This is a genomic window from Pseudanabaena biceps PCC 7429 (genome assembly GCF_000332215.1).
GTDB lineage: Bacteria > Cyanobacteriota > Cyanobacteriia > Pseudanabaenales > Pseudanabaenaceae > Pseudanabaena > Pseudanabaena biceps.
Genome location: NZ_ALWB01000164.1, coordinates 1 through 10,709, shown reverse-complemented (window position 1 = coordinate 10,709; position 10,709 = coordinate 1). Strand labels below are relative to the sequence as shown.

Here is a 10,709-nt window from a genome sequence, read left to right as displayed (position 1 = left end):
CTTGAATAGTGCCACCATCACCCGTACCTTGACTGCGACTAGTGATTTGGGAACTATTTTCAAGGGTGACTTGTTGAGAGTTAATGTTAATGTTGCCAGCTTTACCCAGTCCTGACGAAGCTGTAGAAAGTTGCGCATTGTCTGTCAATGCGAGTTGGGAAGTATGTAGATTTAAGGAACCACTGTTACCATTACCTGAGGATTGACTGCTAATGATACTTCCTTGAACATTTATATTCTTGGCAGAGATCTCCACATTGCCTGCATTACCACTACCCTGAGTAGATGTAGAGATTTCAGAACCATTGAATAGGGAAAGCGAACCCTTGGGAATAGTGAGATTCACTTCCCCCGCAGATCCAGAGCTAGAGGTATTAGAAGAGACCCTTGCCCCCTGATCCATGATTACATCATCAGCGTTGATGTTAATGTTTCCCGCTCGCCCACTCCCAGAGGAAGATGCCGATAGCTCCGCCCCATCTCGTAAGGTTAATTGCCCAGTGCTGATACCAATGTTGCCAGCATTGCCACTGTCACTGGTGAGCGCCGCAAGGCGACTATTGTTGCCGATGTCAATACCTTTACTGGCGTTGAGGTTGATGTTGCCTGCAAGTCCTGCATTGCTGGTACTACTGGTAATTTGGCTATTGTCAAAGCGAATCAATCCATTACTAGTGAGGGTGACATTGCCAGCGGAATCCAGTCCCTTGGTATCGCTTTCGATGCGGCTGTTATTGAGGGTGAGATTGCCCACACTGTTGATATTGACATCACCCGAACGTCCTGTGCCATTTGTGGAAATATTAACCGTTCCAAAAAATGGAGTGGAAATAGAAACCTGTTTACTGGTTAGAACCACGGTATCGGCGATCGCTAAATCACCATGTCCCAAAATCGATACATCCCCCGCCCGAGCGGAAGAGGATGTCGTTAGTAATGACAGTCCAGATATCTGATTTTGGGCTTCTAATTTGATCGAACCACCATTGCTAGATGTTCCGTTAGGAGCAACAGAAAAAGTATGTAGACTGCTCATATTGCCGAGGATATCCCCTTTAGGGGCAATTAGATGGATGTCGCCGCCATACCCACTATTACCTCCCACTGCAAAGGATGAGGAGTACAGATCCCCCTGATTAGAAAGATTGCCATGATTCGCAGAAAAGGTAATATTGCCGCCATTGCCACTATTCATATCCCCTTGAGACAAGGAGAATAAATACCCTTGGTTAGAAAGATTGCCATTGCTCGCAGAAAAGGTAATATTGCCACCATTACCACTATTCATATTCCCTAGAGCCAAGGAGAATAAATACCCTTGGTTAGAAAGATCGCCATTGCTCACAGAAAGGGTAATATGACCACCATTGCCACTATCCAATATTCCGTAGGAATAGGAGTACAAACCACTCTGGTTAGAAAGATTGCCATTGCTCACAGAAAGGGTGATATTGCCTCCATTGCCGCTATTATTAGTTGAGAAGGCATCAGAGTCTATATAACCACCTTGGGTCAAAAGGTTGCCATTAGTCGTAGAAAGGGTAATATTGCCGCCATTACCATTATCACCGTAGTACCCAGATAGCAAATAACCATTGACAGAGAGATTCCCGTTAGTTGTCGAAAGGCTAATTGCACCTCCTTTCCCCAGACCTTGGCTAAATGCTGATGAAGATAAGTATCCATTGACAGAGAGATCACCATTAGTTGTCGAAAGGCTAATTGCACCTCCATTTGCTATTGTATTTGTACCATAGCCATTTGCTCCTGAAGATAAGTATCCAGAATTAATAGAGAGATTTCCATTAGTCGTGGCAATCGTGATATCGCCCCCATGCCCACTATTTCCTGTCAAAGTAGTGTCTGAGGTCACAAGACCATTAATTGAGATATTGCCATTGGCAAGAATGTTCATGTTGCCACCATTCACACCATCGCCATAAGCGGATGAGTTCAAATCTCCCGTTACAATATCCCCAGCAGCCTTCAGAATGATGGAACCGCCATCCCCACCCGTGAAATTGGAGGTGTTAATACTGGCAACCCTAATACTACCAGCAGGCAGTCCCGTCACTGTCCCCGTTGTGAAATTGGTGGATCCCACTCCCAGTTTTGGCAAATTGGATGTAGGTAAATTTTTCACCCCTGCTCGTAAAATTGCCGCAGACTGAGTCGTGAGAGTCATAAAATCTGGGTCACTACTAGGAACAGTGGTATCGGGTCTCGTAATGATAATATTCCCTCCCTCAATGCTCCCCGTCGCTTCCACCTTCAGAGCTACGCCTGTATAGTCTCCAAATACCACATCCCCATTAGCATAAATGATCGGGTCGAATAGGCTGATAAACTTACCTGCCTTGCCTGTTAGCGTCCGAAATGAAACATTTCCCCCACTGACAAAATGGGCATCCCCAGAAATATTTCCATTGCTGATCAAGCTCAGATCTCCCCCACTCCGCAAGGCTCCGCCACTATGCTTTAAGGCGAGGATATCAACATTCTGATTCCCTTGAATCGTCAAGTTCCTTCCTGCTTGGGCAAGGAATGGTGTTGTTACAGTATCTCGGATTTTTACCGTATCCTGTGCTTTTAAGGTAATATCTCTCCCTGCTATCAATTGTCCTTGTAAATCTAGGCGACCACCTTCTAGTATTAGGTCTACGCCTGTGGTGAGATTGCTCCGTACTGTTATCGGTGCTGCATTTGCTCCCATCTGTAACCCAAGGGGCGAACTAATCGTTAACAATGGTGGGTTATTGACGTTCACTGCACTAAACTCTGTTCCATCAATAAATTTGACGCTATTCGCTGTCGTTCCTACAAACGATCCGCCGATATTGAGACTTGCATTGGCTCCAAAGATAATGCCATTGGGATTGAGCAGAAACAAACTGACGGGATTGTTGCTATTTGTGGTCTGAATCAAGCCATCAATATTGGAAACATTGCCTCCCGTTACCCGACTAAAAATCGTCTTAATATTCGGTGTATTCACTAGATTAAAAGTTGCTGAACCTCCCGTTGGTACTGAGAATTGGCTAAAACTATGGAATAGATTCCCCCCACTATTGGGCTGATTACCATTGGTAATCGTAAAGTTAAGATTATCGGGGCTAGTGACTGTTGTAGACAGCGTGCCATCGGCTGTCACGCTCTGAGCAGAAACATTTGTGGGTAAAAGCATTCCCAAGAAAAGAAAGCTAGAACCACACCACCATAGTCTTTGACTAAAATTCATTGTACTTACTACCTCTTTAAAAAGCTTTGCTTGTGATCGCTAAAAATCCCGCACAGTCCGTTACGGTTGTTTCTCTTGCTACGTTATTAGCAGCATAGATATCTACCTCACCCTTCGCATTTAGTTGCCAACCCGTAGCTTCCACAATGGGCGGTGTCACATTCGCCGCTCGTTTTTCGGATTGCTCACCAGTTGCGAGAGCATTGGAATTACGAAAAGCGACGGGGTCGCGGATATCTATCCAAGGATGATCACCACTGCGGCGATCGCTAGGATTATCAGGTAATCCACCGCGACCAGTGACAACAAAGCGACTATTGCCCAAGGTTTGGCAACCTTGAGCAATTCGCTGACTCGGATCGATCACATCCGTAGGCAGTTCAATTAACCCCACAGCGGGAGTAAAATTCAGATTACTAATATTCACCGTGCCGCTTAGCCCAAATTGTGAACTAGCAGTGATATCGTTATCATCGGTGAGGTAAGGACGGTATTTCAAACCAAAGATGCCATTAGTACTAATTTGGATATTGCCCCCATTGCCTTGAAAAGCATTAGCCACGATGTCACTATTGCCTAAACCAATAATGAAAGGACTGCTAATCGTAATATTACCGCCATTACCCTTGCCGCCCGCTTCCGCCGATAGCAAACTTTCATTTCGCAACAGGAGCAGTTCTCCAAGGGAGAAAATCAGGTTACCGCCATTACCAAAGTTGGTTTGGGCATTAATTTGGGAACCATCATTTAAAAATAGCGATCGCGCATTTATTTGAATAGTGCCACCATCACCCGTACCTTGACTGCGACTAGTGATTTGGGAACTATTTTCAAGGGTGACTTGTTGAGAGTTGATGGTAATGTTGCCAGCTTTACCCAGCCCTGACGAAGCTGTAGAAAGTTGCGCATTGTCTGTTAACGCGAGTTGGGAAGTATGTAGATCTAGGGAACCACTATTACCACTACCTGAGGATTGACTGCTAATGATGCTTCCTTGAACAGTTACATTATTGGCGGAGATCTCCACATTACCAGCATTGCCACTACCCTGAGTAGATGTAGAGATTTCAGAACCATTGAATAAGGTTAATTGCCCAGTGCTGATACCAATGTTGCCAGCATTACCACTGCTGCTGGTGAGCGCCGAAAGGCGACTATTGTTGCCGATGTCAATACCTTTACTGGCGTTGAGGTTGATGTTGCCTGCAAGTCCTGCATTGCTGGTACTACTGGTAATTTGGCTATTGTCAAAGCGAATCAATCCATTACTAGTGAGGGTGACATTGCCAGCGGAGTCCAGTCCCTTGGTATCGCTGTCGATGCGGCTGTTGTTGAGGGTGAGATTGCCCACACTGTTGATATTGACATCGCCCGAACGTCCTGTGCCATCTGTTGAAATATTAACCGTTCCAAAAAATGGAATGGAAATAGAAACTTGTTTACTGGTTAGAACCACGGTATCGGCGATCGCTAAATCCCCATGTCCCAAAATCGACACCGAACCCGCCCGAGCGGAAGAGGATGTTGTTAGTAATGTCAGTCCAGATATCTGATTTTTGGCTTCCAGTTTAATCGAACCACCATTGCTAGATGTTCCGTTAGGCGCAACAGAAAAAGTATATAAACTGCTCATATTGCCAAGGATATTCCCTTTTGAGGCAATTAGATTGATGTCACCACCATACCCACTATTACCTCCTAGTGCAACGGATGAGGAGTATAGATCCCTCTGGTTGGAAAGATTGCCATTATTCGCAGAAAATGTAATATTGCCGCCATTGCCACTATTCATATTCCCTAGAGACAGAGACAAGGAGTACAACTCTCCTTGGTTAGAAAGATTACCATTATTCGCAGAAAATGTAATATTGCCGCCATTGCCGCTATTGCCTTGTTCTGAATAAGCTAAGGAGTACAACTCTCTTTGGTTAGAAAGATTACCATTGGTTGTAGAAAGGGTGATATTACCCCCATTGCCACTATTGCCTCCGTCTACTAGAGAATAGGATAATAAGATACTCTGATTAGAAAGATTGCCATTGGTCGTAGAGAGTTTAATATTGCCTCCATTGCCGGTATTATCATTTGATAAGGCAACAGAGAACATAGAACCTTGGGTCAAAAGGTTGCCATTAATCGTAGAAAGGGTAATATCTCCTCCATTACCATTACCAGAGTAATAAGAGTACAATCCTCCATTAACAGAGAGAGCGCCGTTAGTTGTAGAAAGGCTAATTGCACCTCCTTTCCCTGTACCTTGGCTATTTACTGATGAATCTAAGTCTCCATTGACAGAGAGATTACCGTTAGTTGTGGAAAGGCTAATTGCACCTCCATTTGCTATTGTAGTTGTAACATTGCTATATGCTCCTGAATATAAGGATCCGATAAAAGAGAGATTGCCATTAGTCGTGGCAATCGTGATATCGCCCCCATGCCCACTATTTCCTATGACAAAAATACTTGAGTCCACAGTACCATTAATTGAGATATTGCCATTAGATAGAATGTTGATGCTGCCACCATTCACACCATTGCCAGAAGCGGATGAGTTCAAATCTCCCGTTACAATATCTCCAGCCACATTCAGAATGATGGAACCCCCATCCCCACCCGTAGAATTGGAGGTGTTAATACTGGCAACCCTAATGCTACCTGAAGGCAGTCCCGCCACTGTCCCCGTTGTAAAATTGGTAGAGCCCACTCCCATTTTGGGCACATTGGCTGTAGGTAAAGTTTTTACCCCTGCTCGTAAAATCGCCGCAGACTGAGTCGTGAGAGTCATAAAATCTGGGTCACTACTAGGAACAGTGGTATCGGGACCCGTAATGGTAATATTCCCTCCCTCAATGCTCCCCGTCGCTTCCACCTTCAGGGCTACGCCTGTATAGTCTCCAAATACCACATCCCCATTAGCATAAATGATCGGATCAAATAGGCTGATAAACTTGCCTGGATTACCTGTCACCGTCTGAAATGAAACATTTCCCCCACTGACAAAATGGGCATCCCCAGAAATATTCCCATTGCTTACCAATCTCAGATCTCCCCCACTCCGCAAGGCTCCGCCACTATTCTTTAAGGCTAGGATATCAACATTCTGATTCCCTTGAATCGTCAAGTTCCTTCCTGCTTGGGCGAGGAATGGCGTTATGACAGTATCTCGGATTTTCACCGTATCCTGTGCTTTTAAGGTAATATCTCTCCCTGCTATCAATTGTCCTTGTAAATCTAGGCGACCACCTTCCAGTATTAGATCCAATCCTGTGGTGAGATTGCTCTGTACTGTTATCGGTGCTGCATTTGCTCCCATCTCTAACCCAAGGGGCGAACTAATCGTTAACAATGGTGGGTTATTGACGTTCACTGCACTAAACTCTGTTCCATCAATAAATTTGACGCTATTCGCTGTCGTTCCTACAAACGATCCACCGATATTGAGACTTGCATTGGCTCCAAAGATAATCCCATTGGGATTGAGCAGAAACAAACTGACGGGATTGCTGTTATTTGTGGTCTGAATCAAGCCATCAATGTTGGAAACACTTCCTCCCGTCACCCGACTAAAAATCGTCTTAATATTCGGTGTATTAACCAGATTAAAAGTTGCTGAACCTCCCGTCGGTACTGAGAATTGGCTAAAACTATGAAATAGATTGCCTCCACCATTGGGCTGATTGCCATTGGTAATCGTAAAGTTAAGATTATCGGGGCTAGTGACTGTTGTTGATAGCGTGCCATCGGCTGTCACGCTCTGAGCAGAAACATTTGTGGGTAAAAGCATTCCCAAGAAAAGAAAGCTAGAACCACACCACCATAGTCTTTGCCTAAAACTCATTGGAAACTACCTCTTTAACTTTAAAAAGATTTGGTGCGATCGCTAGGAATCCTGCACAGTCCGTTACGGTTGCTTCTCTTATCGCGCTATTAGCAGTATAGAGATCAACTTCACCCTTGGCATTGATTTGCCAACCCGTAGCTTCTACGATAGGTGGGGTCGCTTTCACCGCTTGCTGTTCGGATTGCTGTTCGGATTGGCTGGTAGTTGCAATAGTATTAGAATTGCGGAAAGCGGCGGGGTCTCGGATATCTGTCCAAGGACGATCACCACTGCGGCGATCGCTTGGATTTTCGGGCAAACCACCGCGACCTGTGGCGACAAAGCGACTATTGCCATAGGTTCGGCAACCTTGGGCAATTCGCTGACTCGGATCGTCGATATCGCTAGGCAGTTGAATCAATCCAGCAGTCGGAGTAAAAGCGAGGTTGTTAATATTCACCGTACCGCTTAGCCCAAATTGCGAACTTGCCGTGATGTCACTCTCAGGAGTCAATTGCGGACGAAATTTTAATCCAAATAAGCCTTGCGTAGTGATATTGATATTCCCACCTGCTCCGCGTAACGCATTCGCAGTAATGTCACTATTTTCCGATGGAACCGCTACGATAAATTTCCCATTGATGTTGATATTACCTCCTGTGGCATTACCTGTGGCATTGGTGCTAATTTGACTGCCATGTCGCAACAGCAGCACATCAGCGTTAATCGAGATATTGCCGCGATCGCCTGCGGAGACTTCCGATCGCAGACTGCCCTCGTAATCCAGTTGAACGCGAGAAGCGCTAACGCTCAAGTTACCAGCATCGCCACCACCAGTATTACTAACAGAAATTTCTCCACGATTAAGAACATCAAGGCGATCGCCAACTATATTCACCGAACCAGCATCAGATTTTGTAGAAGACGTTGCCGCGATCGTGCTGGGCAGAATTTGACCATTGGCAAGGGTTTTAGAGACATTATCTACCGTAATGTTCTTGACTTGTAGATTGATATTACCCGCAGCAACATTGCCATTGGTTGAAGAAGTGATTTGTCCACCATTGAATAGCCGCAGGCTATCTGCTGTTAGGGTAATATTTCCCCCTGTTCCCTCTGAATTAGCTCCTATAGAAACCGTAATACCTCCAGGTAATTGAGTAATACCATCAAGTTCTGGATCGCTGATTGCTACCTCTTTAGCCTGAATAGTAATGTTTCCCGCCTTCCCAGTCCCCGATAGCGTACTGCGAATAGTCCCTCCATTAAAGATTTGCAAACTGCCAGCCTCGATGGTGATATTTCCCCCTTCCCCCTTTGTTAGATCAATTGCCGTAGACACTCCAGATAGCAGTTTGGCAGGTGTATATCCCGATATTATAAGGCTCTCCGTTGCGCGAATCGATATATCTCCAGCCTTACCCGTGGGAGCAGAGGAAAGACCTAGGTTAACTAGCGATGTACTAATAATTCCCCCATCTTGCACGCGAATCCGATCTGCATCGATGGTAATTTTGCCACTCTCACTATTAGTACCAGTAAATAGAATCGTGCTAATAGCTGTCGGCGCATTAGTAGCAAATGGATCAGATCCCACTACCTCCACATCTTTAGCTTTAATGATAATATCTCCCGATCGCGAATTGTCACCAGTAGAAGATGACTGAATCCAAGCGCCATTACTTAACCGTAAACTCCCCGTCTCAACGGTCACATCCCCCGCTCGCCCACTTGCTGGAGCGCCAAAAAATGTACCTACAGAAGTCAAAATTTTAGGAGAAAATTGACCTGCTTGGGAAGCGCCCAGCAGGTCAACAAATTCTGTAGTTTGGACGTTAATCCCCTTACCTTGCCCAGCCGAAGTAATAGAACTAATATTTGAGCCACCCTGCAAGGTCAGACCCCTTCCACGAATATTAATTGCTCCACCATTGGTTCCACTGGTATCAACTAAGGAGGCTTGATTGAGCGAAATGTTTCCCCAATTCACAATGCTAGGATCAGAAGCAAGTTGCCATCTCGCTTGATTATTTAGGGCGATTTGGGCATTCTGAGCTGCCCAAAGTTCCACTCGTCCATCTGGAGCGATCAAGTTTGCGCCTGTCATATTGATTTGACTGCCCACTAAAGCCAAGGTATTTCCCTGAGCCACTTGCAGGGTAGCCATTTTTTGTAAACTAATTGCTCCCGCATTGGCTGGGAGGTTTAGCCCAATGGGAGCATTCACCGTTAACAGAGGATTAGCTGTGAGATCGTTGGCACTAAACTTAACTCCATCACTAAAAATGACGCTATTAGCTGTAGTTCCTACAAACGATCCACCGATATTTAGTCTTGCATTGGGACCAAAAATAATCCCACTGGGATTGAGCAGAAATAAACTTACAGGATTGCTGTTATTAATAGTCTGAATCAAGCCATCAATATTGGAAACACTTCCTCCCGTCACCCGACTAAAAATTGTTGTAATATTTGGTGTATTAACCAGATTAAAAGTTGCTGAACCTCCCGTCGTTACTGAGAACTGACTAAAACTATGGAATAGATTTCCCCCACTATTAGGCTGATTACCATTGGTAATCGTAAAGTTGAGATTATCGGGACTGGTGACTGTTGTTGAGAGCGTGCCATCGGCTGTCACGCTCTGAGCAGAAGCATTTGTGGGTAAAAGTATCCCCATTCCCATTTCCATTCCCATAAGTAGAAAGCTGGGATACCACCACCATAGTCTTTGCCTAAGTCTTTGCCTAAAATTCATTGGACATTACCTCTTTAAAAAGCTTTGCTTGTAACCGCTAGGGATCCCGCACAGTCCGTTACGGTTGCTTCTCTTATCGCGCTATTAGCAGTATAGAGATCAACTTCACCCTTGGCATTGATTTGCCAACCCGTAGCTTCTACGATAGGCGGTGTCGCTTTCACCGCTTGCTGTTCGGGCTGCTTAACAGTTGCAATAGTATTAGAATTGCGGAAAGCGACGGGGTCTCGGATATCTGTCCAAGGACGATCACCACTGCGGCGATCGCTAGGATTATCAGCCACTCCGCCGCGACCAGTGACAACAAAGCGACTATTTCCATAGGTTCGGCAACCTTGGGCAATTCGCTGACTCGGATCGTCGATATCGCTGGGCAGTTGAATCAATCCAGCAGTCGGAGTAAAAGCGAGGTTATTAATATTCACCGTGCCGCTTAACCCAAATTGCGAACTTGCCGTAATATCACTCTCCGAGGTCAATTGCGGACGTAATTTCAATCCAAATAGACCCTGCGTAGTGATATTAAGTAATTGCTCAACACATAGAGAATAAGGATTTGAGAGGATTTAAAGCAATAAGAATGGACTCAAAAGCGGAAAATCCTTGTCTTTTGCCAGTATTGACAATGGAACGAACATCTGCAAATAAGTCACGTCCCCAATCAGAGCGAAACCCGTTCGTAACTTTTCTAAAATTACACTCCAACGCAAAGCCTGTTCGCTAGAGTTATTGGTTGGCGGAATCGTGGGGTCATCCAAAAACAGGAATAGGTTTTCTCGTAACTTTAGATATCGCTTTTTTAGCCTGAGTCCGTCATCTTGAGTCGGTAACAAAGCTAGAATACTGTCGAGGTCTCGATACAATCGACATCGATATTGATAACGGGTAGAGTC

The 10,709-nt window shown here is 45.1% G+C and carries 5 protein-coding genes; all 5 read right to left on the bottom strand.

Annotated elements, in window-relative coordinates; genetic code table 11:
- Nucleotides 1-3,238: two-partner secretion domain-containing protein (locus PSE7429_RS27280; protein WP_009628406.1), on the bottom strand; the 3,238-nt coding region annotated here is incomplete at its 3' end.
- Between the two features lie 16 nt (nucleotides 3,239-3,254).
- Nucleotides 3,255-7,076, bottom strand: a complete 3,822-nt coding sequence (locus PSE7429_RS16460; protein WP_009628405.1) for a two-partner secretion domain-containing protein — start codon at nucleotides 7,074-7,076, stop codon at nucleotides 3,255-3,257.
- A complete protein-coding gene (locus PSE7429_RS16455) occupies nucleotides 7,066-9,816 on the bottom strand; it encodes a two-partner secretion domain-containing protein (protein WP_009628404.1) in 2,751 nt (916 codons plus the stop codon). Before PSE7429_RS16455 ends, PSE7429_RS16460 begins: the two co-directional genes overlap by 11 nt.
- Nucleotides 9,817-9,830: 14 nt before the next feature.
- Nucleotides 9,831-10,313, bottom strand: coding sequence for an S-layer family protein (locus tag PSE7429_RS16450; protein ID WP_009628403.1), 483 nt, complete (start codon nucleotides 10,311-10,313; stop codon nucleotides 9,831-9,833).
- Between the two features lie 69 nt (nucleotides 10,314-10,382).
- A partial coding sequence (locus PSE7429_RS16445; protein WP_009628402.1) for an IS66 family transposase occupies nucleotides 10,383-10,709 on the bottom strand: 327 nt, incomplete at its 5' end.